The sequence below is a fragment of the Pandoraea terrae genome (genome assembly GCF_902459695.1).
GTDB classification, from domain to species: domain Bacteria; phylum Pseudomonadota; class Gammaproteobacteria; order Burkholderiales; family Burkholderiaceae; genus Pandoraea; species Pandoraea terrae.
The window spans coordinates 33,069-58,714 of the sequence record NZ_CABPRZ010000010.1 but is presented as its reverse complement, the minus strand read 5'-3'; the positions used below and the strand labels follow the sequence as shown (position 1 = coordinate 58,714).

Below are 25,646 nucleotides of genomic sequence, written 5' to 3'. Positions count from 1 at the left end.
GGCACAAAGACCGCAAAACCCCGGAATCTGGACGATTTAACCAGACGAAGCCGCATCGATTGGTGAAGTTGGCCGATTTTGACATTACAAGCCGTTACAAATTGACACCCATGTCACCACTTCGGTGAACGACACTACCATCAAGCAGGCTCAAACACAGAATGCCCCTGCACCGTACCGCACGATGGAGAATTGAAAAATGGATAACAATCTGCAACCGCGCCGCATGCATCCGCTGGTCGCCGCTGCCGCCGGCAGCGTGATCCTCGTCAGTCTCGTGGGTGTCGCCGCGATCACCGGCGTACTGCCGCACGCGTCGAGCACCAACGCCCCGGCCACGCAAGGACTGTCCGCTGAACAGCAGGCCCAGCAGGCGCAGGCCGAACAGCAGCAGGCACTGCAAGCTCAGCAGGCACAGCAGGCGCAACAAGCTGAACAGGCGAAGCAGGCACAGGCCGCCGAGCAAGCGTATGAGGCAAGACAGCGTCAGGCGGAAGCCGCGCCGGCCCGCCGCGGCTCAGTGCCGCGTCCGCCGCAGACGGCTCAGCAAGCCTATCCGTCACAAGCGTATCCGTCGCAACGTCAGGCGGCTGCCTGCGCCAGTTGCGGCACCGTCTCGTCCATCGAGCCGATCAAGATCCCCGGCCAGGCGACCGGCATTGGCGCGGTGGGCGGCGCCGTCGCCGGCGGCCTGCTGGGAAACCAGTTCGGGGCCGGTAACGGACGGACGGCCATGACCGTGGTCGGTGCGCTGGGTGGCGGTCTGGCCGGCAACGCCGTTGAGAAGAACGTCCGTTCCGATACGGAATATCGTGTCAACGTGCGCATGGACAACGGCAGCACGCGCTACTTCACGTACAAGGCGGCACCGGGCGTGCAGCCGGGCGATCGCGTCCGCATTGAGAACGGCGGCCTGGTACGCGCCAGCTGACCGATTACGCAATACGCTACGGGGAACAACAAGGCGATCCTTCGGGATCGCCTTTTTTATGGACCTGGGTGCCCATGCGTCACCGCGACGATGGATCGCCCGATCAACGGGCCTCGTCGATCCACGCCATCTGGATCGCTTCCAGAATCTTCTCGCCGCTACGTTTGGGGTCGTCGTTGAACCCCTCAAGGGCGATGACCCACTCGCGCAGATCTACGAAGTTCACCCTTTGCGGATCGATGTCGGGATGTGCGTCAGCCAGCGCAATCGCGATGTCCAGGGAATCAGTCCATTTCATGGGAAGCTCCTGTTGTTCTTTTCCGCCACCCGCGCCGGGCGACGCAAACGCCTTAGTGGTTTTCCTTGGCGTGGTTAATCGAATATTTGGGAATCTCGACGACGAGATCCGTATCCGCCGGCACGCGTGCCTGGCACGACAGGCGCGACGTCGGCTCCAGGCCCCAAGCTTTATCAAGCAGGTCTTCCTCGTCATCCTCGGCGTCTTTCAGCGCATTGAAGCCCTCGCGCACGATCACGTGACACGTGGTGCAAGCACACGACTTTTCGCACGCGTGCTCGATCTCGATATGGTTGGCAAGCAGCGCGTCGCACACGGTGGTGCCCGCTTCGACTTCGAGCACGGCCCCTTCCGGGCACAGCTCGACGTGGGGCAAAACAACAATCTGAGGCATAGTGAAATCCGAGTGTGTTCCTAGAGTGACTTGTCGATGTCGGCGATCGTCCGGCCGGCCAGCGCCGCCCGGATGCTCTTGTCCATGCGGCGCGCGGCAAACGCTTCCGTGGCCTCCGACAGCGCTTCCGTCGCGGCCTTGATGGCGCCCTGATCGTCGCCCGCCGCTTTCGCCCGCAGATCGGCCAGCAAATTGTCGACCACGGCGCGCTCGCTCGCGTCGAGCAAGTCAGCGTCGGCGGCCAGCGCGCTGTCGATCGCAACAATCAGGCGCTCGGCATCGACCTGCTGTTCACGCAACGCACGCGCGCGCATATCGACTTCCGCCGATCCGAAACTGTCCTGCAGCATGCGGGCGATGTCGTCATCGGCCAGACCGTACGACGGCTTGACCGCAATCGACGCTTCCACGCCCGAATGCATCTCCCGCGCCGACACCGACAGCAAACCATCCGCGTCGACCTGATACGTGACACGAATTCGCGCCGCGCCAGCCGTCATCGGCGGAATGCCGCGCAACTCGAAGCGCGCCAGCGAACGGCAATCGGATGCCAGTTCGCGCTCGCCTTGCAGCACGTGAATCGCCATGGCCGTCTGGCCGTCCTTGAACGTGGTGAACTCCTGCGCACGTGCAACCGGAATCGTGGCGTTACGCGGAATGATCTTCTCGACCAGGCCGCCCATCGTCTCCACGCCTAGCGACAGCGGAATGACGTCGAGCAGCAGCCAGTCGTCGCCGGCGGCCTGATTGCCGGCCAGCAAATTGGCCTGCACCGCGGCGCCGAGCGCCACGACCTGATCCGGATCGAGGTCGGTCAGCGGGGGCTGGCCGAAGAACTCGCGCACCGCAGCGCGGACTTGCGGCATCCGTGTCGCGCCGCCCACCAGCACCACGCCCTTCACTTCTTCCGGGCCGATCCCGGCATCGCGCAAGGCCTTGCGCGCGGGACCGATCGTCTTTTGCACCAGCGCCGCGCCAAGCCCCGCGAACGCTTCGCGCGTGAGCGTCAGCAACACCGACTGCCCGCTGCTCAACCTGAACTGGATCGCCGTCGAATCGGCGCTGGACAACGATTCCTTGGCGCTACGCGCATGATCGAGCAGCAGGCGCACATCTTCGGGCGGCAGGTCGCCGTCGAGATGCGCCGCGCCGAGCATCCAGCGGTACACCGCTTGATCGAAGTCATCGCCGCCAAGCGCAGAATCCCCGCCCGTCGCCAGGACCTCGAAGACCCCCTTGGTCAGGCGCAGGATCGAGATATCGAACGTGCCGCCGCCGAGATCGTAGACGGCGTAGATGCCCTCGGCCGCATTGTCCAGGCCGTACGCGATCGCCGCCGCCGTCGGCTCATTGAGCAGCCGCAGCACGTTCAGGCCGGCCAGCTTGGCGGCGTCCTTGGTGGCTTGGCGTTGCGCGTCGTCGAAATACGCCGGCACGGTGATGACCGCGCCGAGCAGATCGTCGCCGAGCGAGTCTTCCGCACGCTGGCGCAGCGTCGCGAGAATCTCGGCCGATACTTCGACCGGGCTCTTCACGCCGTTGGCGGTATTGACCTGCACCATGCCCGGCGCGTCGACGAAGTCGTACGGCGCGTTGTCCGCATGCGCGACGTCGCTCAGGCCGCGGCCCATGAGGCGCTTGACCGACACGATCGTGTTGCGCGGATCGGTGACCGCCGAAGTCTTCGCGTCGTGACCGATCTGGGTGCGGCCGCCGCCGAGATAACGCACGACAGACGGCAGCAGCACGCGGCCTTGTTCATCCGGCAGCACTTCGGCCACGCCGCTACGGACGGCCGCGACCAGCGAATGCGTGGTGCCGAGATCGATCCCCACTGCGAGCCGCCGTTGATGCGGCGCGGGAGACATGCCAGGTTCGGAAATTTGCAGGAGTGCCATCGCTCTACTTCGCGGCCGCGTCAAGCGCGAACCGTCTCATCAGTGAGGCAACGGGTCGGCCTCAGCCGGCCCCGTCACGCATTTTCAAAGTCCTCGATCCGCTGCGCGATGTCCTGCTGCGCGCGCGAGATGAACATCAGTTGGCGCACCGCTTCGGCCGCCGGCCGCCACGCCGCGCTGTCGAGCCAGTCGCCCAGCTTCGCGAGGCGCGTCGCGCGGTCCGCACGCAGATCCGTCGCCAGCGCGTCGAGCGCGCCGATATTCCTGGCCGAGACGGCGTCGTCGATCGCCTCGCGCCACTCCATTTGCTGCATCAGGAAATCGGGCGCCATCGCGGTATTGTTTTCCGCGCCGACGTCGATGCCATGCAGCGTCAGCAGATACGTCGCGCGCTTGAGCGGATCGCGCAGCGTCTGGAACGCCGCATTCGCCTGCGCGGCCCATTGCATCGCCACCCGTTTCTCGGCATCGCTCGCCCGCGCGAAACGGTCCGGATGCACGCGCGATTGCACGGCGCGGTAAGCCGCCTCGAGCGCGGTCATATCGATCGCGAAGCGCTGCGGCAATTCAAACAGCAAGAAATAGTTGTCTGTCAGCGAACTCATCACCTGATCGCCCGGATCACGGCGTGATGTCCGGCTGGTCGATAACCCGCAGGCCATCGCAACCGGGCGCCCCGCGCTGACCCGTGCATCCCGTAAAAAAAGCGGCTCGCGCCGCCTTCGTCAATCGTTTCCGGCCGGACTGTCCGTCGCGTCCGGCGGCTCGCCCCGCTCGCACTTGCGGCATCGCAATGTGGTGCCGAGCATGCTGTCGCGCCCGGCCGCCGTCTGCGTCCATGCGCGCGACTGCCAAGGGGGCTGATGACGGACATGCTGGCCATGACCGCAGGCCAGCACCGCCACCCAATGACCTTCGTCGTCCCGACGGAACCCGACGATAGCCCTCAAGGGCGCGTCAGATGCGGAACGACTCGCCGCAGCCGCACTCATCCTTGACGTTGGGATTGTTGAATCGGAACCCCTCGTTCAGGCCTTCCCGCGCAAAGTCGAGCTCCGTGCCGTCGATGTACGGCAGGCTCTTCGGGTCGACCACGACTTTCACGCCGTGGCTCTCGAAGACGACGTCTTCGGGCGCGAAGTCGTCGGCATACTCGAGCTTGTACGCAAGCCCCGAGCAGCCGGTGGTCTTCACGCCCAGACGCAGGCCCACGCCCTTGCCGCGCCGCGCAATGTAGCGCGAAACGTGCTGCGCGGCCTTTTCGGTCATTGTAATCGCCATGCTGGCTTCACCTTCGACGCTGCGCGCCGCTTACGCGGCTTGCGCGGCTTCACCGTGCTTCTGCTTGTAATCGGCCACGGCCGCCTTGATGGCGTCCTCGGCAAGAATCGAGCAGTGAATCTTCACAGGCGGCAATGCCAATTCCTGAGCGATCTGCGTGTTCTTGATGTCGAGCGCCTGATCGAGGGTCTTGCCCTTGACCCATTCGGTCACGAGCGACGACGATGCAATCGCCGAGCCGCAGCCGTAGGTCTTGAACTTGGCGTCTTCAATCACGCCTTCCTCGTTCACGCGGATCTGCAACTTCATCACGTCGCCGCAAGCCGGCGCGCCGACCATGCCAGTACCGACCGCGTCGTCGCCCTTGTCGAACGAACCGACGTTACGCGGGTTTTCGTAATGATCCAGAACTTCCTTGCTGTACGACATAGCGAACTCCTTGAATTCAGTGTGCGGCCCACTGGATCGAATTCAGATCGACCCCGTCCTTGAACATTTCCCACAGCGGCGACAGATCGCGCAGCTTGCCGATCTTGTGCTGGAGCAGGTCGATCACGTAGTCGACTTCCTGCTCGGTCGTAAAACGGCCAACCGTAAAGCGGATCGAGCTGTGCGCCAGTTCGTCGTTGCGGCCCAGGGCGCGCAGGACATACGATGGTTCCAGCGATGCCGACGTGCAGGCCGAACCCGACGACACGGCGACATCCTTGATCGCCATGATCAGCGATTCGCCTTCGACATAGTTGAAGCTGACGTTCAGGTTGTGCGGCACACGCTTTTCCATGTCGCCGTTGACGTAGACTTCTTCCATTGTCGTCAGGCCGCGCAGCAGGCGATCACGCAACATGCGCACGCGCTCGTTTTCCGCCGCCATTTCTTCACGTGCCAGGCGGAACGCTTCGCCCATGCCCACGATCTGGTGCGTGGCCAGCGTGCCCGAACGCATGCCGCGCTCGTGACCGCCGCCGTGAATCTGCGCTTCAATACGGATACGCGGCTTGCGGCGGACATACAGTGCGCCGATGCCCTTCGGGCCGTAGGTCTTGTGCGCCGAAAACGACATCAGGTCAACGGCCCAGTCGGTCAGGTCGATTTCCATCTTGCCGGTCGCCTGCGCCGCGTCAACGTGGAAAATCACGCCCTTTTCACGGCAGATGCGGCCCAGTTCCGGAATATCCTGAATCACGCCGATTTCGTTGTTGACGGCCATCACCGACGCCAGGATCGTGTCGGGGCGGATCGCCGCCTTGAACGCTTCAATGTCGAGCAGGCCGTCGTCCTTGACGTCAAGGTACGTGACTTCGAAGCCTTCGCGTTCGAGCTCACGCGTGGTATCGAGCACAGCCTTGTGCTCGGTCTTCACCGTAATGAGGTGCTTGCCCTTGCCCTTATAGAAATGCGCCGCGCCCTTGATGGCCAGGTTGTTCGATTCCGTGGCCCCCGAGGTCCAGACGATTTCACGCGGATCCGCTTTCACCAGCTTGGCCACTTCCTCGCGCGCTTCTTCCACGGCTTGCTCCGCCGTCCATCCGAACGAATGGCTGCGCGAAGCCGGGTTACCGAACTGTTCGCGCAGATAGGGCAGCATTTTGTCCACGACGCGCGGGTCGACCGGCGTGGTGGCGCTGTAATCCATGTAGATGGGAAGGTGCAAGGTGTCGTTTTTCATGGGGAAGGTGCTCCAGGATCGTGCCGTGGCGCCTGTTATGAACGGGCCATGTCGAAGACCGAATTCGGAATGCGCGCAGTAATGCCCTGCGCGACGGACGTTTCGCGCGTATCGCGCAACACCGCCGACTGGGACTGCTTGCTGCGTTGCTGCTCGACGAGGTCGCGCAGCGACACCGAATCGAGGTACTCGACCATTTTCTGGTTCAGCGTGGCCCAGAGTTCATGCGTCATGCAGTGGCTGCGGTGGCCATCCTGCCCTTTCTCGCAATTGCCCTTGCTGCCGCACTGGGTAGCGTCGAGCGGCTCGTCGACCGCTATAATGATGTCGGCCACCGTCACTTCCTCGGCACGCCGAGCCAGACTGTAACCGCCGCCCGGCCCACGCACGCTCTCCACGATCTCGTGGCGGCGCAGCTTGCCGAACAACTGTTCCAGGTAGGACAGGGAAATGCGCTGGCGTTGACTAATGCCCGCAAGCGTCACGGGACCCGCGTCCTGGCGCATGGCCAGGTCGATCATCGCCGTGACGGCGAAACGGCCTTTCGTGGTAAGTCTCATGATGCAGGGCTTTAATCTCGACTATTTTCGTCAAGTATAAATTCCCCACGAATTTAGTCAAGTTCTTCTGGCGTATTTTTTGCGGCAATTTCCGACGGCCCCCTGCGATGACCGGAGAAATCCGTCCCGGGCGCCCCAAAACAGGCGGCAAATGCCGCGCGATGTCAGCCGGATTCGCGCAAGCGGCGCAACAAGCCTTCGCAGGCGTCTTCGACGTAATCGAGGACCGTCTCGAAACTGCCGCGTTCCCCGTAATAGGGATCAGGCACCTCGGTGGCGTCGTGACGCGTGGCAAAATCCATGAGACGTACGATCTTGTGGCGCCGGGCCGGCGGGCAACGCCGCTGCAGTTCCGCAAAATTGGCGTCGTCCATCGCCACGATCCAGTCGAAAGCATCGAAATCGCCCGCTTCGACCGCACGTGCGCGCAACGTGCTGAGGTCATAGCCCCGGCGCAGCGCCGCCGCCTGGGAGCGCGGGTCCGGCGGATGACCGAGATGATAGCCGTGCGTTCCCGCGGAGTCGACCGTGACGATGCCGCACAGCCCCGCGTCTGCCACCCGCTGGCGAAAGACGCCGTCCGCCGTAGGCGATCGGCAAATATTGCCCATGCAAACGAAGAGAACGGAAGTCGGCTTCATGACGACGTCGGCACCAATTCGCTGGCGCCGTCGGTGCCGAACACCAGCGCCTTGACATGCAGCAGCTGGTCGCGCGTCTGCGCCGCCTTCTCGAACTCGAGATTCCTGGCGTGATCGAGCATCTGCTTTTCGAGTTTCTTGATTTCGCGCGCCAATTGCTTCTCCGACATATCCTGGTAGCGCGCCTGTTCCACCGCATCGGCCTGTTCGGCACGCGCAACGTCCGCGTCGTAGACGCCGTCGATGATGTCCTTGATGCGCTTCTTCACGCCCGTCGGCACAATGCCGTGCGCAACGTTGTGCGCTTCCTGCTTGGCGCGGCGGCGTTCCGTCTCCGAAATCGCGCGCTTCATCGAATCCGTCATCTTGTCCGCGTAAAGGATTGCGGTCCCGTTGACGTTGCGCGCGGCCCGCCCGATCGTCTGGATCAGCGAACGTTCGGCACGCAGAAAGCCCTCCTTGTCCGCGTCGAGTATGGCGACCAGCGACACTTCCGGGATATCGAGCCCCTCACGCAGCAAGTTGATGCCGACCAGGACGTCGAATGTGCCCAGGCGCAGGTCCCGGATGATCTCCACGCGCTCGACAGTGTCAATGTCGCTGTGCAGGTAGCGCACCTTCACGCCGTTGTCCGACAGGTATTCGGTCAACTGCTCGGCCATGCGTTTGGTCAGCGTCGTGACCAGCACGCGCTCGCCTTCCTTCGTGCGCAGGTTGATTTCCGAGAGGACGTCGTCGACCTGCGTGCGCGCCGGACGCACGTGAATGATCGGGTCGACGAGCCCCGTCGGCCGCACGACCTGCTCCACGACTTGCCCGGTCCGTTTGCTCTCATAATCAGCCGGCGTCGCGGAGACGAAGATGGCCTGACGCATCTTGCGCTCGTACTCGGCAAACTTCAGCGGACGGTTATCCAGCGCCGACGGCAGGCGGAAACCGTAGTTCACGAGATTTTCCTTGCGTGCGCGGTCACCGTTGTACATGCCGTTGAACTGGCCGATCAGCACGTGCGATTCATCGAGAAACATTAGCGCGTCGCCGGGCAGATAATCGACCAGCGTCGGCGGCGGCTCGCCTGGCGCGGCGCCGCTCAAATGGCGCGAATAGTTCTCGATGCCCTTGCAGAAGCCCAGTTCCTGCAACATCTCCAGATCGAATCGCGTGCGTTGCTCCAGGCGCTGCGCCTCCACCAGCTTGCTCTCCTTGTAGAAGAAATCGAGCCGTTCTCGCAGTTCGTCCTTGATGTTCTCGATCGCGCGCAGCACGGTGTCGCGCGGCGTCACGTAGTGCGACGACGGATAGACGGTGAAGCGAGGAATCTTCTGGCGGATGCGCCCCGTGAGCGGATCGAACATCTGCAATGTGTCGACTTCGTCGTCGAAAAGCTCAACGCGCACCGCCAGCTCGGCGTGCTCCGCCGGGAAAATGTCGATCGTGTCGCCGCGCACACGAAACGTGCCACGCGCAAAGTCGGTTTCGTTACGGGTGTATTGCATTGCGATCAGACGCGCGATGATGTCGCGCTGGCCGATCTTGTCACCATGGCGCAGCGTCAGGATCATCTGGTGGTATTCGGTCGGATTGCCGATACCATAGATGGCCGAGACCGTCGCCACGATCACCACGTCGCGCCGTTCGAGCAGGCTTTTCGTCGCCGACAGGCGCATCTGCTCGATGTGCTCGTTGATCGATGAATCCTTCTCGATGAAGAGATCGCGCTGCGGCACATACGCTTCCGGCTGGTAGTAGTCGTAGTACGAGACGAAATACTCGACGGCATTGCGGGGAAAGAACTCCCGGAATTCCGAATAAAGCTGAGCCGCCAGCGTCTTGTTAGGCGCGAAGACGATCGCCGGACGCCCCATGCGCGCGATCACGTTGGCCATCGTGAAGGTCTTGCCCGAGCCGGTCACACCCAGCAGCGTCTGGAACGCAAGCCCGTCCTCGATGCCCTCGGTCAGTTGCCGAATGGCTTCCGGCTGATCGCCTGCGGGCGGAAACGGACAATAGAGCTGGTACGGGGAATCGGGAAACGTCAGGAACTTGCTCTCGTCGATCTCTTCGTCTACCACGTGCGGATGGGTCATGTTGGGCGATCCGGCTGGGCCGGCGGGCAGGAAATCGAATTCATTATTCTAGCGCGATCGGTCCGGGCAGGCGCCGGGCCCGGATTTGCGGCTGGGGGCAGCCTGATATCCCGGGGCCAGCGGGGGCTTATCGAAGGTTTTGCCACGATTTCGCCCAAGCGGGCACATCTTCGCTAAAATACCCCGTTGGGCCGATGATGCGTAAGTTGCCGCCGACCCGCGCTTTTTTCAAACTCCCTGCCTTCGAGCCGTCGAAATGACCCTCTTTTCCGCCGTTGAACTCGCCCCGCGCGATCCGATCCTTGGCCTGAACGAAGCCTTCAATGCCGATACCCGTCCCAGTAAAGTGAACCTGGGCGTGGGTGTGTACTTCGACGCGAACGGCAAACTGCCGCTGCTGCGCGCCGTGCAGGAAGCTGAAAAACAACGCGTGGCTGCCGGATTGCCGCGCGGCTACCTGCCTATCGACGGGATCGCCGCCTACGACAAGGCAGTTCAGGAAATGCTGTTCGGCAAGGATTCGGCGCTGCTGGCCGAAGGCCGCATCGTCACAGCCCAGGCCCTGGGCGGCACCGGCGCATTGAAGATCGGCGCCGACTTCCTCAAGCAACTGAACCCGAATTCGCAAGTCGCCATCAGCGACCCGAGCTGGGAAAACCACCGCGCCCTGTTCACGTCGGCCGGCTTCAACGTCGTGTCGTATCCGTATTACGACGCGCATACGCATGGGGTGAACCTCCCCGGCATGCTGGACATGCTGAATAAGGAACCGGCCGGCACGGTCGTCGTCCTCCACGCATGCTGCCATAACCCCACCGGCGTCGATCTGACCATCGACCAGTGGGCGCAGGTCGTCGAAGTCGTGAAGGCCCGCCAGCTCGTGCCGTTCCTCGACATCGCTTACCAGGGATTTGGCGATGGCATCGACGCTGACGCCGCCGTGGTGCGCCTGTTCGCCAATTCGGGCCTCAACTTCTTCGTCTCGAGCTCGTTCTCGAAGTCGTTCTCGCTGTATGGCGAACGCGTTGGCGCGCTGTCGATCGTCACGTCGAGCAAGGACGAAAGCGACCGCGTGCTGTCGCAGCTCAAGCGCGTCATCCGCACCAACTACTCGAACCCGCCGACGCATGGCGGCGCCGTGGTCGCGGCCGTGTTGGCCAACGCCGAACTGCGCGCCCTGTGGGAAGAGGAACTGGCCGAAATGCGTGAACGCATTCGCGCCATGCGCTTCGCGCTCGTCGAGAAGCTGCGCGCTCACGGCGTCGAGCGCGATTTCTCTTTCGTCATCAAGCAACGCGGCATGTTCTCGTATTCGGGCCTGACCGCCGACCAGGTCGAACGGCTGCGCGACGATTTCGGCATCTACGCGGTCTCGACCGGCCGCATCTGCGTCGCCGCGCTCAACGACAAGAACATCGACCATGTCGTGTCGGCGATTGCACAAGTGATCCGGTAAGCGAAAATCACACGCCTCACAGCGCTTTTGCCGCCATTACCGGCCGTGAAGTGCTTGAAAAGCCCGCCCATGGCGGGCTTTTTTCTTTGTCTGCGCCCTCGCGGCGCCGCTTGCGCCAAATCCATCATGCTGCACCGCAAGATCGATAGTTATAATCAATGACCTTGATCTGCCTAAACTATTGCACCATATACAACACGTCATGTCATCGGCGTATGCTGCATTGCACACACGCACAAATGACTGCATAATTTAGCGGATCCCCCGTGCCCTTGAGGCAAAGGCAATAATATGTTGTATCAGATTCATGAATACAATCGCGCGTGGCTCAACCCGCTGACCACGTGGGCCAAGGCCGCGGCCGCCACTTTCGTCAACCCCGCGAGCCCGCTTGCACTCGTTCCGGGCGCGCCGCGCATTGCCGCCAGTTATGAGCTGCTGTACCGGCTTGGCAAGGCCTATGAAAAGCCGGAATTCGACATTCGGGCAGTCGAAGTCGAGGGGCACAAGATCCCGGTCGTCGAAATGGTGGCGATGGAAAAGCCGTTTTGCCGCCTGCTGCGGTTCAAGCGCTACGCGGATGACGCAAGTGCGGTCGGCCACCTGAAAGACGACCCGGTGGTGCTGGTGTGCGCGCCCCTGTCGGGCCACCATGCCACGCTGCTGCGCGACACCGTGCGTACGCTGCTCAAGGATCACAAGGTCTACATCACCGACTGGAATGACGCCCGCATGGTGCCGACCGAAGAGGGCGCGTTCCATCTGGACGATTACGTTGCGTACATCCAGGACTTCATCCGTTATATCGGTGCCGAAAATCTGCACGTGATCTCGGTGTGCCAGCCGACCGTGCCGGTGCTCGCCGCGATTTCGTTGATGGCGAGCAATGGCGAAGTGACGCCGAAGTCCATGACGATGATGGGCGGCCCGATCGACGCGCGCAAGAGCCCGACGTCGGTCAATTCGCTCGCCACGAACAAATCGTACGAATGGTTCGAGAATCACGTGATCTACGCCGTGCCGCCGAACTATCCGGGCGCCGGCCGTCTCGTGTATCCGGGCTTTCTGCAGCATGCCGGCTTCGTCGCCATGAATCCGGACCGCCACCTGAATTCGCACTGGGACTTCTATCTCGACCTGCTGCGCGGCGATAATGACGACGCCGAAGCCCACCGCCGTTTCTACGATGAATACAACGCCGTGCTCGACATGGCCGCCGAGTATTATCTGGATACGATCAAGACGGTGTTCCAGGACTTCAGCCTGGCGCGCGGGACGTGGGATGTGAATGGCCAGCGGGTGAAACCGGAGGACATCAAGTCGACGGCGCTGTTTACGATCGAAGGCGAACTCGACGATATCTCCGGCAGCGGCCAGACCGAAGCCGCACACGAACTGTGCGCGGGCATTCCGGCCAAGCGCCGTCAGCATTTCACGGCACCCCAGTGCGGCCATTACGGCATCTTCTCCGGCAGCCGTTGGCGCAACGTCATCTATCCGCAGATTCGCGACTTCATCAAGAAGTACGACTGACGCACCCCATCGACGATCATTGACACGCCGCGCCTTCGAGGGCGTGGCGTGTCATGCCGTCATTTCACTCGCAAGTAGTCGAGCAGCACCTGCGTGTTGAATGCTGTGTACGCCGATCGGGCATCAGGCGCCATCAGATCGCGCCCCATCACCGTTGCCAGCGTGTGGCGGTTCGACATTAGGTAATATCCCAGCGCCGAAATCGTGACATACAGGTGCACGGGATCGACATCGCTGCGAATTTCCCCGCTCGCCTCGCCCCGTTTCAGGATGCTCGCCAGCATGTCGACGATCGGCGACACCAATGCGCGAATCTGCGGCGATTCGTGCATGTGCCGCGCCTCGTGCAGATTCTCGTTGTTGATGAGGCGAATCAGTTCCGGATGCGCGGCGTAATAGTCCCAGATGAAATGCGCCAGCGCCGAGACTGCAGCGAGCGGCGCCAAAGCATCCAGATTCAGTGCGTGCTCCGCGCGGTTGAAGGCCAGGTAAACGTCCTCCAGAACGGCCGTGTAAAGCTGATCCTTGTTGCCGTAGTAGTAATAGAGCATGCGCTCGTTGATGTCCGCCCGGCGGGCGATACTGTCAACCCGCGCGCCGGAGAGGCCGCGTTCGGCGAATTCCTCCGTCGCCGCAGCAAGAATACGCTGGCGCGTGCGTTCGGGATCCCGCTTGATCTTCTGGGAGGTGTCTGGCATCGTCATGAGCAGCCCGGTCGTTCTCAACGGGCGGAATTATGGCATAACGATTTCTGCGTTTCGTCAAAACGGATTCATGTTTCGACAAAATCAAGGATAATTCGGGTTTAGCCGAATCCCCGCATACGACGTGTCCGAAGTCAGCGCGCTCGCCGAGCGCATCGATTCCCTGTTGCCGCAAACCCAGTGCACGAAGTGCGGCTATGCCGGTTGCCGCCCGTACGCCGAGGCCATCGCATCCGGCGCCGCCGCCTACAACCAGTGTCCGCCGGGCGGGGCCGAAGGCGTTGCCCGGCTTGCCAGGTTGCTCGGCAAGCCGGTGATTCCGCTCAACCCCGAGAACGGCGCCGAACGTCCGCGGCCGCGCGCCGTCATCGACGAATCGCTTTGCATCGGCTGTACCCTCTGCCTGCAGGCCTGCCCGGTCGACGCGATTGCCGGCGCGCCGAAGCAGATGCACACCGTGATTGCCGATCTCTGCACGGGCTGCGACCTTTGTGTGCCACCCTGCCCGGTCGATTGCATCGAGATGATCCCGGTGACCGGCGAGCGCACCGGCTGGGATGCCTGGTCGCAAGCCGAAGCCGACGCCGCGCGCGCGAACTACGAGGGACGCCAACGCCGCCTCGCCCTTGAAAAGGCCGAGCGCGAGGCAAGGCTCGCGGCGCGTGCCGCGCGCTCGGCGGCGGGCGCGCCGCCTGCAGCCGCTGCATCGGATACGTCCGAAATATCAGCCCCCGGCAAAGCATCAAGCGTCCCTGCAATGCCCGGCGGCGTACCTCAGGACGAAGCCGCGGCCGCCGCCGCACGCAAGCAGGCCATCATCCAGGCCGCCCTCGAACGTGCCCGCCAGAAAAAGACGGCCCTCGCCGAGCAAGGGCTCGCGCCGAAGAATACCGAGAATGTCAGCGCCGAGGTCCAGGCGCAGATCGATGAGGCCGAGGCGCGCCGCCGCCGGCTCGGCATGGCCGCGCCCGAGGGCAAGCCGCCCGCAAAACCCTGATCCGCGGCGGCCACGATGGCCATCCGCGTTGCCCCGAAGTCATTTCCGCCGATGAACGCAGCCAAACGACGCGCCCTCTTTGAAACGCTGCAGCAGCACAATCCGAACCCCACGACGGAGCTGGAGTACACGTCGCCGTTCGAGTTGCTGATCGCCGTGCTGCTCTCCGCCCAGGCGACCGACGTGTCGGTCAACAAGGCCACGCGCAAGCTGTATGCCGTCGCCAATACCCCTGCAAAAATGCTGGCGCTGGGCGAAGCCGGGGTGTCGGATTACATCAAGACGATCGGTCTGTACCGCACGAAAGCCAAAAACGTGATGGTCACGTGCCAGCTGCTCCTGTCCCGGCACGCCGGCGAGGTGCCGCGTTCGCGCGAAGCGCTCGAAGCGCTGCCGGGCGTCGGCCGCAAGACAGCCAACGTCGTGCTCAACACCGCCTTCGGTGAAGACACGATCGCCGTGGACACGCATATTTTCCGCGTCGCGAATCGCACGGGACTGGCGCCGGGCAAGGATCCCCTTGCCGTCGAACTGGCCCTCGAACGTGTGACGCCAGCGGAATTCAAGCACGACGCCCATCACTGGCTGATCCTGCACGGCCGCTACGTGTGCAAGGCACGCACGCCGGAGTGCTGGCATTGCGCCATCGAGGCGCTGTGCGAATTCCAACCGAAGACGGCGGCGCCCAAGCGGTAACGCGCGAGCGCCGGGCTTCGGCAGGGGTTCGCTTCAGGCTGGCACCGGCGGCGACCGGTCGCGCGTCGACAACCATGCGACACCGGCCAGGATCAATGCCCCGCCACAAAGCTGGGCCACACTGAGCGTCTCGCCGAGCAGCCACGCCGCCAACAGCACCGTGACGACCGGCTCGAGCGTCGAGAGCATCGACGCGCGTCCCGCGCCGAGCCGTTGCAGGCCGGCAAAGAACGTCAGGATGGCAACGACGGTCGAGAACACGGCAATCGCCGCCAATGCCGCCCAGCCCGCCCCCGCTGCCGGCCATTGCAATGGCGCGCCGGCCGCCGTGCGCCACAATGCCATGGCGCCGAACGACAGGGTCGCCGCGCCGCACACGACCGTAGCCGTCACGCGGGCATCCATGTCGCGCGTCACGCGCGCGCCGATCACGATGTAGCAGGAGTAGATGAGCGCCGCGCAAATGGCGAGCGCCATGCCGAGCGGCTGGCCGGCGCCCCCGCCCACAGTCAGCGCACTGCCGGCGGAACACAGCACCAGCGCGCCGATTTTCACGGGCGTCAACTTTTCGCGCAGGAATACCGCAGCGAGCAAAGTGACGAAAAACGGGTACAGGTACAGCAGCAACGCCACGAGACTGGCTTGTGCATACTGCAACGCGCCGAAATAACACAGCGATTGCCCGACATACCCGAGGCCGCCCATCAGCGCGACCGCGACCAGCCGGCGAGGCGGCGGCAGCGCCACACGTTGCCAGCGCAGCCAGCCGGCAAGCAGCACGAAAGCCACAAAAAACCGGAACAGCAGCATCGCGAAGATGTCGGCCCCGGCGTAGCTCGCCGCCCGCGCGAAAATCGCCATCGCGCCGAAGCACGACGCAGACACGACAATCAGCGCGACACCCTGCCACAGCGAGGCGGCATGCCCCTGGGAGGTCACGGGAGGCGATGGCGGAATGCGCTGGCTTTGCGGCATAGTTTCGCGTTTTGAGGGACAATGCGATTTTGGCCCGCGTGAGGCGCCGCCGGCCGTCAATTGGCCGCCGCACGACGCCCCGGGCAGTGCCGGACCCGCCATTGTAGCGGCAACGGCAATCCAACCCCACGGAGCTGTCATGTTCAACCCGAGCCGCGACGAAGTGCGGCAATTCTTCTGCGCCACTTGGCAAAAGCAAAAAAGTGGCAGCATTCTCACACCGCTCGAAACGATCGCGGCTGACTGGATTACCGAACACCCCGAATATCATGGCGCGCTTGGCGACAGTGAAGACGCGACGGCGCGCGACTATTCACCGGAAGCGGGACAGACGAATCCGTTTCTCCATCTGTCGATGCACCTCGCGATCAGCGAGCAGGTGTCCATCGACCAGCCACCCGGCATCCGCGCCGCCTGTGAACGGCTGACGCAACGGCTCGACTCGCCGCACGAAGCGCAGCACCGCATCATGGAATGCCTGGGGCAAACGCTGTGGGAAGCACAGCGCAGCGGTCTGCCGCCCGATTCGGACGCCTATCTGGCCCGCATCGAACAGGAAGCTTCGCGGTAATCTCCCGCAGGCTTCCCGGCCCGGCACGCCGCCGCCCTGCCCCGTGCCGGGGCGGGTCCGCTTACTTGCGGGTGATGAGATCGCCGGGCAGCGATTCGATGTACGCAGCGATGTCCTTCAGCTCTTGCGTGGTGAACGGACGCGGCTTGCCGTCCTTGCCCGTGACTGCCGGATTCGACAAGACCTGCGTTTTCATGATCGCGTTGCTGCGGCCATAGATGAGGCTGGCCTCGTTCTGATACGCGCGCAGCGCGTTGTAGACGTAATCGGCGTATTGACCCGCCAGCTTCGGATATTCCGGGCTGACAGGCGCATTGAGATTGGCGCCGTGGCACGCAACGCACATGCCCTTGTCGACCAGCGCCTTGCCTGCCGCGACATCCGCCGCGTGTGCGGACAATGCGCTGCCCATTGCCAATGCCGCCGCAGCGGCTGCGAATGCCATCGATTTCTTCATGGTGAGCTCCTCGGCCACGCGCCGTTATTTCTGGGGATTGACCGGGGTGGTCGCCGTTTGCTGCGCGTAATACGCGGCAATGTCGACGATTTCCTGTTCGGTCAGCGTGGCGGCGATGCCATGCATCGTCTGGAACTTCCGATCGCCCTTGGCATATTCCTTCAGGGCATTTTCGATGTACTTCGCATTCTGCCCACCGAGCTTGGGCACGTGATACACCTCGGGAAACGCGGTCCGGTAGTCGGCGATGCCGTGGCAGCCGATACACATGGCCACCTTGTCCTTCGCCGCCTCGGGGTTAGCCTTCAGTTCGGCCGCATGGAGCGCCGTGCTGCCCACTGCCAGCGCCATCATCGTGAGGAACTTTTTCATGGTCTTCTTGGGAACGATTAGTTTGGTATTTCGGCCCGCCACACACGATCGGCCACGTTGACTCCAAAGGCGGCCGCCCGGAAAAAAGCCATTGATTGTAACCCAGCCGAACCCTCACGGTCCATTTGGGGCCGACCCGCAGACGCCGTTGTGCGAAACGCCGGCAAGTCAGCCGCGACAAGCGCTTGCGTGCAGTTGCGGCGCGCGGTATGCGCAATGTCTTATACTGAACTTTTTAACAGTTTCGATTTCCGCGGACTCCGGCTCATCATGCGCTTCGAAGGCTCTTCCCAGTACGTCGCCACCGACGACCTCAAGCTCGCCGTCAACGCGGCCGCCACGCTGCAGCGGCCGCTCCTGATCAAGGGCGAGCCCGGCACCGGCAAAACCATGCTCGCGGAAGAAGTCGCCGCCGCGCTCGGCATGCCGCTGTTGCAATGGCATATCAAGTCGACGACCAAGGCCCAGCAAGGGCTGTACGAATACGACGCGGTGTCGCGCCTGCGCGATTCGCAGTTGGGCGACGAGCGTGTACGCGAGATCGGCAACTACATCGTCAAGGGCGTGCTGTGGCAAGCGTTCGCCGCCGAAGAACGGACCGTACTGCTGATCGACGAAATCGACAAGGCCGACATCGAGTTCCCGAACGACTTGCTGCGCGAACTCGACCGCATGGAATTCCATGTGTACGAAACGCGCGAAATGGTGCGCGCGCGCCATCGTCCGCTCGTCATCATCACGTCGAACAACGAGAAAGAATTGCCCGACGCCTTTCTGCGCCGCTGCTTCTTCCACTACATCAAGTTCCCGGACCCGGCGACGATGCAGTCGATCATCGACGTGCATTTTCCGAATATCCGCCGCGAACTGGTGAGCGCCGCGCTGTCGACATTCTTTGAAGTGCGCGATATCCCGGGCCTGAAGAAGAAGCCGTCGACATCGGAACTGCTCGACTGGCTCAAGTTGTTGATGGCCGAGGAAATCGGTCCGGAGGCACTGCGCAGCACCGACAACAAGCTCGCGATCCCGCCACTGCATGGCGCGCTGCTCAAGAACGAGCAGGATGTGCACCTGTTCGAGCGCCTCGTGTTCATGAACCGCGCCAACCGTTGAGCACCGCGATGTTTCCCGCCACGCCCTCCCCGCGATCGAGAACGTCTAACGCAAGACGGATGCCGAAGCCATGCTGACCGACTTTTTCTACACCTTGCGCGCGGCCAGGCTGCCGGTCTCGGTCAAGGAATATCTGAGCCTGCTCGAAGCGTTGCAGCAGCAGGTCATCGCGCCGTCGCTCGACGAGTTCTACTATCTGGCACGCATGACGCTGGTCAAGGACGAGAAGCATTTCGACAAGTTCGACCAGGCGTTCGGCAGCTATTTCAAGGGTGTGCAGGCCGCCGTCGATGTGATGGGCGAGGTGCCGCTCGAGTGGCTCAAGAAGAAGATGCAACGCGAGCTGACGCCGGAAGACAAGGCGAAGATCGAGGCGATGGGCGGCATCGACAAGCTGATGGAACGCCTTCAGCAGTTGTTCGACGAACAGAAAGGCCGTCATGAAGGCGGCAGCAAATGGATCGGCACCGGCGGCACGTCGCCGTTCGGCAACGGCGGGTTCAACCCCGAGGGCATCCGCATCGGCGGCCAGAGCAATGGCAATCGCACCGCGGTCAAGGTGTGGGAAAAGCGCGCCTATCGCGATTACGACGACACGGTCGAACTCGGCACGCGCAACATCAAGGTGGCGCTGCGCCGCCTGCGCAAGTTCGCGCGCGAAGGGGCCGCAGAGGAGCTCGATCTCGACGGCACGATCCGCAGCACGGCCGCCAACGCCGGGTGGCTCGATCTCAAGTTGGTGCCTGAGCGGCACAATAATGTGAAAGTGCTGATGCTGCTCGATGTCGGGGGGTCGATGGACGACCACATCGCGCGCACCGAGGAGCTGTTCTCGGCGGCGAAATCCGAATTCAAGCATCTTGAGTTCTTTTACTTCCACAATTGCGTCTACGATTACCTCTGGCGTCAGAACCGTCGGCGTCATGCCGAACGATTCGAGACGTGGGACGTACTGCGCAAGTATCCGCCGGACTACAAGCTGATTTTCGTCGGCGACGCGACGATGAGCCCGTATGAGGTGCTGCAACCCGGCGGGTCCGTCGAGTACAACAACCGGGAAGCCGGCGCGGTGTGGCTGCGCCGTTTCGCCGATCGGTTCCCGCATCACGCCTGGCTCAATCCCGAACCCGAAGGCCTGTGGCAGTATCGCCAGTCGGTCGGCGTGATTCGTCAGTTGCTGGCCAACCGCATGTATCCGATCACGCTCGCCGGCCTCGAAGCCGCGATGCGCGTGCTGAGCAAGTAAGACCCGCCTTTTTCAAGACACACGCGCCCGCCCCGATGACTGCTCCGAGTCCCACGCAGCCCCTGCCGCCCTTGCGGCCGCTGGCCGACACATCGCCGTCGGCTATCGTCGCCGGTTTCGTCGCGATGATGACCGGCTACACCAGTTCCCTGATCCTGATGTTCCAGGCAGGCCAGGCCGCGCACCTCAGCCCGGGGCAGATTTCGTCGTGGATCTGGGCGCTGTCAATCGGCATGGGCGTCACGACCATTGGCCTGTCGCTGCGATACCGCACGCCCGTCGTCATCGCATGGTCGACGCCGGGCGCGGCGCTGCTGATCACATCGCTCGCGGGTGTGCCCTATGGCGAGGCCATCGGCGCGTTCATTGTGTGCAATCTGCTGATCGCCGTGTGCGGGCTGACCGGCGGCTTCGAGACGATCATGCGGCGCGTGCCGCCCGCGCTGGCGGCCGCGCTGCTCGCAGGCATCCTGTTCCGTATCGGCCTGGAAATCTTCGTCGCCGCACAGCACCAGACGGCGCTCGTGCTGGCGATGTTCTTCACCTACCTGATCGTCAAGCGCGTGGCGTCGCGTTACGCGATTCTGGCGTCGCTGATCGTCGGCACGATCACGGCCGGCGCGCTCGGGCTGCTCGACTTCAGTCACTTCGATATCGCGCTGGCCAAGCCGGTCTGGACCACGCCATCGTTCTCGCTGGCGGCCACGATCAGCATTGCCATTCCATTATTCGTCGTGGCGATGGCCTCGCAGAATGTGCCGGGGCTCGCGGTGCTGCGCGCCGACGGTTATCACGTACCTGCCTCGCCGCTGATTTCGACGACGGGCATCACGTCGGTGCTGCTCGCGCCGTTCGGCTCGCACGGTATCCATCTCGCGGCCATCACGGCGGCCATCTGCACGGGACGGGAAGCACACGAGGATCCGGCCAAGCGATATACGGCGGCGGTATGGTGCGGCGTGTTCTACCTGGTCGCCGGCACGTTTGGCGCGACCATCGCGGCCTTGTTCGCAGCGTTTCCGAAGGCGCTGGTCGTGTCCATCGCCGCGCTGGCGCTGTTCGGCTCCATCATGACCGGGCTCGCCAACGCCATGCACGACACGCGGCAACGCGAAGCGGCGCTGATCACGTTCATGGTGACGGCATCGGGACTGACCTTGCTGTCGATCGGCTCGGCGTTCTGGGGCTTGATCGCCGGGGTCGTGACGCTGGCGATTCTGAACTGGAAGCGTGCCTGAAGCGGTAAAATCGCGGCCACGCATTTAACGGATATCCGGAGTCTCAACGTGATTCAAGTCAGCACATCCTTCAAGGAAAATCTCGCACAATTGCCGTCCATTGAGGCGATCGAGCGCATCGATCTGGTCGACGCTGCGGGCGCGGTCGTGGCCTCCATCGAGAACAAGCCAGGCAAGCAAGGCTCGCTGGCCGTGTACACCTACGTGCAACAGCAATTCGGCACGCTCGATGTGAATGCCGCAGAGCATGCGCTCGCGGTGTTCGGGGAGCACACCGCGGACGCGCGCGCCAACCGTGGCGCGCACCCGAATATCGACCGCTTGCTCGATATCGTCGCCGGCAGCACGCCGCTCGAAATTCGTGTTGTGCCGCGCGCCTGACACAAGCGCCACGCGTAAAAAAGCCAGCCTCACGAGGGCTGGCTTTTTTGTTGGATGACGGCGCAGGTCAGATCGTCAGGGTCGTCCCGCCGTCGCCATTGGCCGAACGCAACTGCTTGACCCAACGCTTGGCCGGCAGGCCGGTAGCCGCTTCAACGATTTTTGCGCGGGCCTCGACATCCTTCCATTCGACCGACAGCTGCGGACCGTTGAACGCCAGGACGATGATGTTGCCGTCGTGCACTTCCGGGAAGAAAAGCACGCGGTCGTCAAACGCCTGCTTCAGGCGGCGGATGTTCTTCGGAAAGCTGGCATGATCGCCAAAGAGGTTCATCGTCAGCATGCCCGGCGCCGTCAGGAGCGAACGGCACGCCTTGTAGAACGCCGGGCTGTCGAGCACCGGACCGCGCGCGGTGGCATCGTACAGATCGATCTGCACCACGTCGGCCGTGCCATGACGCGACGCGTCCGTGACGAAATCCCATGCGTCGCCTTCAATGACCGTCAGGCGGCGATCGTCGTCCGGCAACTGGAACATGCTGCGCGCCGCCACGACAACCGCCGGGTTCAATTCGACCGCCGTGGTTTGCGTGCGCTTGAATTGCTGGTGGCAAAACTTCGTCAGGGATCCCGTGCCCAAACCCAGCTGGACCACTTGCTTCGGGGCGCGCATGAACAGCAGCCACGCCATCATCTGCTGGGCATATTCCAGCTCGATGCGGTCCGGCTTCGACAGACGCATGGCGCCTTGCACCCACTCGGTGCCGAAGTGCAGATAGCGCACGCCACCGAGCTCGGAGAAGGTCACCGGCGCATAACGCGGCGTGTAGCGGGGACGGCTCTCACGCGCGAACGCGTCAGCTTCGATGGATTTGCGTTTGATCAGAGTGGTCATACGGCCTGCAGTAGTAATCGAAATCAGCGGCGAGCGAAAAGCGCTTCCGCAAAAAACAAAAAACCTGCGGGGTGACATACCACGCAGGTCTGAAGACGTAAAGGTGAAGCATTGCGCCGCGCAAGTCAAGCGCAGATTCAGGCAGTCGCCGCCTCCAGCTTGAATTGCCCGACGACGTCAGCCAGTTTGTACGCATGGTCGCGCAGTGAGTTGGCCGCCGCCGCGGACTGTTCGACCAGCGCGGCATTCTGTTGGGTCACCTGGTCGATCTGCGCGACCGCCTGATTGATTTGCTCAACCCCCGAACTCTGCTCAGCGGTCGCGCTGGAGATTTCGGCGATGACGCCGTTGACTCGCTCCACGTTCGCGACCACCTGGGTCATTGTCTCGCCGGCACTTTGCACCAGACCGGCACCCGCACCCACCTGTTCGCCGGAAACATCGATCAGGTTCTTGATCTCCTTTGCCGCCGTCGCACTGCGCTGGGCCAGGCTTCGTACCTCGCTGGCGACAACGGCAAAGCCGCGCCCTTGCTCACCCGCACGCGCCGCTTCGACCGCGGCGTTCAACGCAAGAATGTTGGTCTGGAAAGCGATACCGTCGATCACGCCAATGATGTCGGCAATCTTCTCGGAGGCGTTGGCAATGCCATTCATGGTCGAGACGACGTTGGCAACCGCCCCGCCGCCCTCGATGGCAACGCGCGACGCCTCGGACGACAGCTTGGCGGCCTCGTTTGCCGCATCTGCCGACGACCGCACCGCGCCGGCCAGTTGCTCCATCGACGCAGCCGTCTCCTGCAGGCTGGACGCCATTTGTTCCGTCCGACTCGACAGATCGAGATTCCCTGCGGCGATTTCGGCGGCCGCGACCTTGACCATCTCACTGGAGGTGCGGATCTCTCGCAAGGTCAGCGCCATTTTTTCGACGAAGGTATTGAAGGACTTTGCGATCTGCGCGACCTCGTCGTCCCCGGCATCGGGGAGACGCCGGCTGAGATCGCCACTGCCGGAACTGATGTCGTCCAGGGCATCGCGAACGGTCGAGAGCCGGCGGAATGCGGTTGCCGTCAGCATGCCGATGGCGAGCGCAGCGACCAGGGCCACCAGCACGACCGCGATCGCCGACGTTCGCACGACGCTGCGCATGCCGGCCGTGGCGTCGGCGATATCCAGTGCGACGACAAGATTCCAGTCCGTGCCTCGAATGGGCTGCACCTGCAGCAGTTTCGCTGCACCGTCCAGTTCGAACGTTTTGGGCTCCGCGCCGGCCGCCAGCGCGTTGATGGTTTCCGGTTTCAGGTCCGGAGACCACTCGGTCGCCGGCTTGCGAAGCAACTTCTCGTCGGAATGCGCAAGCATCAGGCCGTCACGATTGACAACGAATGCGAGACTCGCCGGGGTGGGGTGCACGGACGCAACGACGTCCCGAACGCCGTCAAGAAAAACCGCCGCGGACACCACGCCCTCCATTCTGCCGTTCTTCATCACGGGCGCGGCGAACGACACCATCGGCTTGCCGGTCACGATGTCGGCATACGGTTTGGTCACCAAGGGCTTGCCGGCCTGCACGACCTCCTTGTACCACGGGCGCGCAGTGGGATCGAAACCTGGCGGCAGTCCGGCCTCGCTGGAGGTATAGGCGGTCTTGTCCGGCAGGCCAAGGGTAGTCACCTGAAAATTCCCGGTCTTTTGCAATTGTTTGATCACAAACTGCGGATCGCCGACCTGAACGCCGTTCGTGGCTGCCGACACCATGCCGGCTTTGGACGCGATCCACTCGTCGATGGCCAGCGCGTGGCCGTTGGTGATGGATTTCAGGTTCTGTCTGAGCGTGTTTTCGTTGTCGGACTTGACGATGAAGTAGGTGACAGCACCCATGATGGCCAGGCAGGCCACAACGATGGCGGTGCTGTAGACGAGAATGCGGACGCGGATGGAAGACAACATGTTCTACTCGCTAGGTCAGTCGCGTGGTTCACTCGCCGTTGGAGTGAAGGCCATCACATACAGGAAACACTGCCTGCTTGTTATCGGCAGTTTTGGCGCGAACTTGACCCGCCGCAGACATATCGGCCCGGCCGCCGAGGCGAGCGCTTATCGTTGGCGCCCGGAATGCGTCATGGTGGCCCTAGGCCACCCAGACGCCCAATGCCTGCCACGCGCGCAGTTTCTCCGCATAAGGCAGGGTGTACGCCGGACTGCTTGACGGGAGGTGAATGACTGGATGGCAATCCGCATGACGCCCAAGCGCTTTCATGCCGATGCGTGCCGCCGTAGCGCCGTTGAACGCGACGGCGGCCAGATTGGGCAGCGACTCGATCAACGCGACGAGATCGTTGCCCGCATGCTCGCGGATACGGCTATCGAGACTGCCATCGCGGCGCGCTTGCGCCACGACATCCCAAAGGCCGACGCCGTGCGCCAGCAGTGTCTGCAGCCGGATATCGTAAGGCTGCGTGGGCAGATCGCCGACGCCGATCACGTCGCCGATCAAATGCCAGAAACGGTTCTGCGGATGCGCGTAGTACTGCTGCTGCGCAAGCGACGCTTCTCCCGGCAGGCTGCCGAGCACCAGCACGCGGGTGTGCGCGTCGGCGACAGGCGGAAAGCAGCGTTTGAACGTCACACGACTGCGCCGTCTACGCGGTTTGCGGGGTTGACAGGGCTTGCGTGGCTTCCCCATCGGCCTGCGCAAGCCGCCGCCAGAAACGCGGCAGAAATGCTTCGGTCACGAGCAGTGGCGCGCCATGCCGCAGGAATACCGAGCGGCGCGCCCATAAGCGCGCACGCAGATGCGGGTCGTGCCCCTGCTGCCGCGCAGCGCGGTGCAGCAGATGCGCCGGCGCGAGCGCCCGGCTCACGAGTATGGAACGCGAGACCGCGCGATCGAAGTAGAGCAGATCGGCCAGCGGCCGGGTCTTGAGACGCCGCATGGCCTGCCAGGTCGAGCGGCTGAAGCGCAAAGGGGTCACGCTGTGCGCAACGACCATCGGCACGCCGTCAATGGACTGCAGCACGTCGCGCGCCCACAGGGGCGTACGCGGCGGCACGCCGAGGCAGGCATGCTGATCGGGATCGGCCGGCACGACACGCTCGGCCAGCACGTCGAGCGTGACATGGCCAAGTGTCTTCAGATGCCGGGTAAGCGAACCGCCGCGCGTGAGCCAGTCCTTTTGGTGACGGCTCAGGGCAGGCGCCGGGTTACGTTGCCAGCGGTGGCCGGCGACATCGAATCGGGAAGTCATGGGCAA

29 protein-coding genes are annotated in these 25,646 nt (G+C 63.2%); 10 read left to right on the top strand and 19 right to left on the bottom strand.

The features are described from left to right. Nucleotides 1-199: 199 nt before the first annotated feature. Nucleotides 200-931 (top strand): outer membrane lipoprotein, encoded by a 732-nt coding sequence (locus PTE30175_RS13420; RefSeq protein WP_150697563.1) that lies wholly within the window; start codon nt 200-202, stop codon nt 929-931. Nucleotides 932-1,034: 103 nt separating this feature from the next. On the opposite strand, the gene iscX is transcribed toward PTE30175_RS13420, so the two are convergent. From iscX to uvrB, 11 genes are all read right to left on the bottom strand, one after another. Then, nucleotides 1,035-1,229 carry a Fe-S cluster assembly protein IscX gene (iscX, locus tag PTE30175_RS13415; RefSeq protein WP_150697562.1) on the bottom strand — a complete coding sequence of 65 codons (195 nt, stop codon included), beginning with the start codon at nt 1,227-1,229 and terminating at the stop codon, nt 1,035-1,037. Between the two features lie 52 nt (nt 1,230-1,281). Next, complete coding sequence (fdx, locus tag PTE30175_RS13410) at nt 1,282-1,623, bottom strand: ISC system 2Fe-2S type ferredoxin (protein ID WP_150697561.1); 342 nt, start codon at nt 1,621-1,623, stop codon at nt 1,282-1,284. A gap of 20 nt (nt 1,624-1,643) precedes the next feature. Continuing rightward, nucleotides 1,644-3,521, bottom strand: coding sequence for a Fe-S protein assembly chaperone HscA (hscA, locus tag PTE30175_RS13405; RefSeq protein WP_150697560.1), 1,878 nt, complete (start codon nt 3,519-3,521; stop codon nt 1,644-1,646). A gap of 74 nt (nt 3,522-3,595) precedes the next feature. Continuing rightward, a complete protein-coding gene (gene hscB / locus PTE30175_RS13400) occupies nt 3,596-4,126 on the bottom strand; it encodes a Fe-S protein assembly co-chaperone HscB (protein ID WP_150697559.1) in 531 nt (176 codons plus the stop codon). 120 nt (nt 4,127-4,246) lie between these two features. Further along, on the bottom strand, nt 4,247-4,513 hold the full coding sequence (locus PTE30175_RS13395) for a DUF3565 domain-containing protein (protein WP_150697558.1): 267 nt from the start codon (nt 4,511-4,513) through the stop codon (nt 4,247-4,249). Beyond that, a complete protein-coding gene (gene iscA, locus PTE30175_RS13390; RefSeq protein WP_150697557.1) occupies nt 4,479-4,802 on the bottom strand; it encodes an iron-sulfur cluster assembly protein IscA in 324 nt (107 codons plus the stop codon). Before iscA ends, PTE30175_RS13395 begins: the two co-directional genes overlap by 35 nt. 30 nt (nt 4,803-4,832) lie before the next feature. Then, the gene (gene iscU / locus PTE30175_RS13385; RefSeq protein WP_150697556.1) at nt 4,833-5,231 is read right to left on the bottom strand and encodes a Fe-S cluster assembly scaffold IscU; all 399 of its coding nucleotides are present in this window, start codon (nt 5,229-5,231) and stop codon (nt 4,833-4,835) included. A 16-nt stretch (nt 5,232-5,247) separates the two neighbouring features. Further along, complete coding sequence (locus PTE30175_RS13380; protein ID WP_150697555.1) at nt 5,248-6,471, bottom strand: IscS subfamily cysteine desulfurase; 1,224 nt, start codon at nt 6,469-6,471, stop codon at nt 5,248-5,250. Between the two features lie 35 nt (nt 6,472-6,506). Then, entirely contained in the window at nt 6,507-7,031 is a 525-nt protein-coding gene (gene iscR / locus PTE30175_RS13375; protein WP_150697554.1) for a Fe-S cluster assembly transcriptional regulator IscR, read from the bottom strand. 164 nt (nt 7,032-7,195) lie between these two features. Continuing rightward, nucleotides 7,196-7,672, bottom strand: coding sequence for a low molecular weight protein-tyrosine-phosphatase (locus tag PTE30175_RS13370; protein WP_150697553.1), 477 nt, complete (start codon nt 7,670-7,672; stop codon nt 7,196-7,198). Continuing rightward, on the bottom strand, nt 7,669-9,759 hold the full coding sequence (uvrB, locus tag PTE30175_RS13365; RefSeq protein ID WP_150697552.1) for an excinuclease ABC subunit UvrB: 2,091 nt from the start codon (nt 9,757-9,759) through the stop codon (nt 7,669-7,671). The genes PTE30175_RS13370 and uvrB overlap by 4 nt, the downstream gene beginning before the upstream one ends. Nucleotides 9,760-10,015: 256 nt before the next feature. Here uvrB and PTE30175_RS13360 point away from each other — a divergent pair, with 256 nt between their 5' ends. Then, nucleotides 10,016-11,215: an amino acid aminotransferase gene (locus tag PTE30175_RS13360; RefSeq protein WP_150697551.1), complete on the top strand. Its 1,200-nt coding sequence runs from the start codon at nt 10,016-10,018 to the stop codon at nt 11,213-11,215. A gap of 291 nt (nt 11,216-11,506) precedes the next feature. Then, nucleotides 11,507-12,748 (top strand): polyhydroxyalkanoate depolymerase, encoded by a 1,242-nt coding sequence (locus PTE30175_RS13355; protein WP_150697550.1) that lies wholly within the window; start codon nt 11,507-11,509, stop codon nt 12,746-12,748. Nucleotides 12,749-12,807: 59 nt separating this feature from the next. Here the strand turns inward: PTE30175_RS13355 and PTE30175_RS13350 are convergent, their stop codons facing one another. Continuing rightward, complete coding sequence (locus tag PTE30175_RS13350; protein ID WP_150697549.1) at nt 12,808-13,452, bottom strand: TetR/AcrR family transcriptional regulator; 645 nt, start codon at nt 13,450-13,452, stop codon at nt 12,808-12,810. A 124-nt stretch (nt 13,453-13,576) separates the two neighbouring features. On the opposite strand from PTE30175_RS13350, the gene rsxB reads away from it, so the two are divergent. Beyond that, entirely contained in the window at nt 13,577-14,449 is an 873-nt protein-coding gene (gene rsxB / locus PTE30175_RS13345) for an electron transport complex subunit RsxB (RefSeq protein WP_150697548.1), read from the top strand. 51 nt (nt 14,450-14,500) lie between these two features. Beyond that, nucleotides 14,501-15,145, top strand: a complete 645-nt coding sequence (gene nth, locus PTE30175_RS13340; protein ID WP_150697547.1) for an endonuclease III — start codon at nt 14,501-14,503, stop codon at nt 15,143-15,145. Nucleotides 15,146-15,178: 33 nt separating this feature from the next. Here nth and PTE30175_RS13335 read toward each other — a convergent pair whose 3' ends face one another. Then, nucleotides 15,179-16,120: a DMT family transporter gene (locus PTE30175_RS13335; RefSeq protein ID WP_150697546.1), complete on the bottom strand. Its 942-nt coding sequence runs from the start codon at nt 16,118-16,120 to the stop codon at nt 15,179-15,181. Between the two features lie 139 nt (nt 16,121-16,259). Here PTE30175_RS13335 and PTE30175_RS13330 point away from each other — a divergent pair, with 139 nt between their 5' ends. Continuing rightward, nucleotides 16,260-16,691: a DUF1841 family protein gene (locus PTE30175_RS13330; protein WP_150697545.1), complete on the top strand. Its 432-nt coding sequence runs from the start codon at nt 16,260-16,262 to the stop codon at nt 16,689-16,691. A 61-nt stretch (nt 16,692-16,752) separates the two neighbouring features. Here the strand turns inward: PTE30175_RS13330 and PTE30175_RS13325 are convergent, their stop codons facing one another. Together PTE30175_RS13325 and PTE30175_RS13320 are read right to left on the bottom strand one after the other, a co-directional pair. After that, nucleotides 16,753-17,148, bottom strand: a complete 396-nt coding sequence (locus PTE30175_RS13325; RefSeq protein ID WP_150697544.1) for a c-type cytochrome — start codon at nt 17,146-17,148, stop codon at nt 16,753-16,755. A 24-nt stretch (nt 17,149-17,172) separates the two neighbouring features. Next, on the bottom strand, nt 17,173-17,520 hold the full coding sequence (locus PTE30175_RS13320; protein WP_150697543.1) for a c-type cytochrome: 348 nt from the start codon (nt 17,518-17,520) through the stop codon (nt 17,173-17,175). Between the two features lie 216 nt (nt 17,521-17,736). Between PTE30175_RS13320 and PTE30175_RS13315 the strand changes: the two genes are divergently transcribed. From PTE30175_RS13315 to PTE30175_RS13300, 4 genes are all read left to right on the top strand, one after another. Further along, nucleotides 17,737-18,633, top strand: coding sequence for an AAA family ATPase (locus PTE30175_RS13315; protein ID WP_224788754.1), 897 nt, complete (start codon nt 17,737-17,739; stop codon nt 18,631-18,633). Nucleotides 18,634-18,703: 70 nt separating this feature from the next. After that, on the top strand, nt 18,704-19,879 hold the full coding sequence (locus PTE30175_RS13310; RefSeq protein ID WP_150697542.1) for a vWA domain-containing protein: 1,176 nt from the start codon (nt 18,704-18,706) through the stop codon (nt 19,877-19,879). A gap of 35 nt (nt 19,880-19,914) precedes the next feature. Further along, nucleotides 19,915-21,117: a benzoate/H(+) symporter BenE family transporter gene (locus tag PTE30175_RS13305; protein WP_150697541.1), complete on the top strand. Its 1,203-nt coding sequence runs from the start codon at nt 19,915-19,917 to the stop codon at nt 21,115-21,117. 48 nt (nt 21,118-21,165) lie between these two features. Further along, the gene (locus PTE30175_RS13300) at nt 21,166-21,498 is read left to right on the top strand and encodes a DUF2322 family protein (protein ID WP_150697540.1); all 333 of its coding nucleotides are present in this window, start codon (nt 21,166-21,168) and stop codon (nt 21,496-21,498) included. 67 nt (nt 21,499-21,565) lie between these two features. Here the strand turns inward: PTE30175_RS13300 and PTE30175_RS13295 are convergent, their stop codons facing one another. The 4 genes from PTE30175_RS13295 to PTE30175_RS13280 all read right to left on the bottom strand — a co-directional run bounded on the left by PTE30175_RS13295 (nt 21,566) and on the right by PTE30175_RS13280 (nt 25,640). Then, nucleotides 21,566-22,393 (bottom strand): class I SAM-dependent methyltransferase, encoded by an 828-nt coding sequence (locus PTE30175_RS13295; protein ID WP_150697539.1) that lies wholly within the window; start codon nt 22,391-22,393, stop codon nt 21,566-21,568. 137 nt (nt 22,394-22,530) lie between these two features. Continuing rightward, nucleotides 22,531-24,342 (bottom strand): methyl-accepting chemotaxis protein, encoded by a 1,812-nt coding sequence (locus PTE30175_RS13290; RefSeq protein ID WP_150697538.1) that lies wholly within the window; start codon nt 24,340-24,342, stop codon nt 22,531-22,533. Between the two features lie 181 nt (nt 24,343-24,523). Then, a complete protein-coding gene (locus tag PTE30175_RS13285; RefSeq protein ID WP_150697537.1) occupies nt 24,524-25,021 on the bottom strand; it encodes a DNA-deoxyinosine glycosylase in 498 nt (165 codons plus the stop codon). A 13-nt stretch (nt 25,022-25,034) separates the two neighbouring features. After that, the gene (locus PTE30175_RS13280; RefSeq protein WP_150697536.1) at nt 25,035-25,640 is read right to left on the bottom strand and encodes a chorismate--pyruvate lyase family protein; all 606 of its coding nucleotides are present in this window, start codon (nt 25,638-25,640) and stop codon (nt 25,035-25,037) included. Nucleotides 25,641-25,646 lie beyond the last annotated feature (6 nt).

Bases quoted from the DNA above. Each gene is read 5' to 3' on its own strand.
- PTE30175_RS13310 (WP_150697542.1), top strand. From the start codon at position 18,704: ATGCTGACCGACTTTTTCTACACCTTGCGCGCGGCCAGGCTGCCGGTC.
- PTE30175_RS13290 (WP_150697538.1), bottom strand. From the start codon at position 24,342: ATGTTGTCTTCCATCCGCGTCCGCATTCTCGTCTACAGCACCGCCATC.
- iscU (WP_150697556.1), bottom strand. From the start codon at position 5,231: ATGTCGTACAGCAAGGAAGTTCTGGATCATTACGAAAACCCGCGTAAC.
- PTE30175_RS13280 (WP_150697536.1), bottom strand. From the start codon at position 25,640: ATGACTTCCCGATTCGATGTCGCCGGCCACCGCTGGCAACGTAACCCG.
- nth (WP_150697547.1), top strand. From the start codon at position 14,501: ATGAACGCAGCCAAACGACGCGCCCTCTTTGAAACGCTGCAGCAGCAC.
- PTE30175_RS13295 (WP_150697539.1), bottom strand. From the start codon at position 22,393: ATGACCACTCTGATCAAACGCAAATCCATCGAAGCTGACGCGTTCGCG.
- iscA (WP_150697557.1), bottom strand. From the start codon at position 4,802: ATGGCGATTACAATGACCGAAAAGGCCGCGCAGCACGTTTCGCGCTAC.
- PTE30175_RS13335 (WP_150697546.1), bottom strand. From the start codon at position 16,120: ATGCCGCAAAGCCAGCGCATTCCGCCATCGCCTCCCGTGACCTCCCAG.
- PTE30175_RS13305 (WP_150697541.1), top strand. From the start codon at position 19,915: ATGACTGCTCCGAGTCCCACGCAGCCCCTGCCGCCCTTGCGGCCGCTG.
- PTE30175_RS13420 (WP_150697563.1), top strand. From the start codon at position 200: ATGGATAACAATCTGCAACCGCGCCGCATGCATCCGCTGGTCGCCGCT.
- PTE30175_RS13395 (WP_150697558.1), bottom strand. From the start codon at position 4,513: ATGAGTGCGGCTGCGGCGAGTCGTTCCGCATCTGACGCGCCCTTGAGG.
- PTE30175_RS13360 (WP_150697551.1), top strand. From the start codon at position 10,016: ATGACCCTCTTTTCCGCCGTTGAACTCGCCCCGCGCGATCCGATCCTT.
- hscA (WP_150697560.1), bottom strand. From the start codon at position 3,521: ATGGCACTCCTGCAAATTTCCGAACCTGGCATGTCTCCCGCGCCGCAT.
- iscX (WP_150697562.1), bottom strand. From the start codon at position 1,229: ATGAAATGGACTGATTCCCTGGACATCGCGATTGCGCTGGCTGACGCA.
- hscB (WP_150697559.1), bottom strand. From the start codon at position 4,126: ATGAGTTCGCTGACAGACAACTATTTCTTGCTGTTTGAATTGCCGCAG.
- uvrB (WP_150697552.1), bottom strand. From the start codon at position 9,759: ATGACCCATCCGCACGTGGTAGACGAAGAGATCGACGAGAGCAAGTTC.
- PTE30175_RS13330 (WP_150697545.1), top strand. From the start codon at position 16,260: ATGTTCAACCCGAGCCGCGACGAAGTGCGGCAATTCTTCTGCGCCACT.
- PTE30175_RS13315 (WP_224788754.1), top strand. From the start codon at position 17,737: ATGTCTTATACTGAACTTTTTAACAGTTTCGATTTCCGCGGACTCCGG.
- PTE30175_RS13370 (WP_150697553.1), bottom strand. From the start codon at position 7,672: ATGAAGCCGACTTCCGTTCTCTTCGTTTGCATGGGCAATATTTGCCGA.
- PTE30175_RS13325 (WP_150697544.1), bottom strand. From the start codon at position 17,148: ATGAAGAAATCGATGGCATTCGCAGCCGCTGCGGCGGCATTGGCAATG.
- PTE30175_RS13355 (WP_150697550.1), top strand. From the start codon at position 11,507: ATGTTGTATCAGATTCATGAATACAATCGCGCGTGGCTCAACCCGCTG.
- PTE30175_RS13380 (WP_150697555.1), bottom strand. From the start codon at position 6,471: ATGAAAAACGACACCTTGCACCTTCCCATCTACATGGATTACAGCGCC.
- PTE30175_RS13320 (WP_150697543.1), bottom strand. From the start codon at position 17,520: ATGAAAAAGTTCCTCACGATGATGGCGCTGGCAGTGGGCAGCACGGCG.
- fdx (WP_150697561.1), bottom strand. From the start codon at position 1,623: ATGCCTCAGATTGTTGTTTTGCCCCACGTCGAGCTGTGCCCGGAAGGG.
- PTE30175_RS13350 (WP_150697549.1), bottom strand. From the start codon at position 13,452: ATGACGATGCCAGACACCTCCCAGAAGATCAAGCGGGATCCCGAACGC.
- iscR (WP_150697554.1), bottom strand. From the start codon at position 7,031: ATGAGACTTACCACGAAAGGCCGTTTCGCCGTCACGGCGATGATCGAC.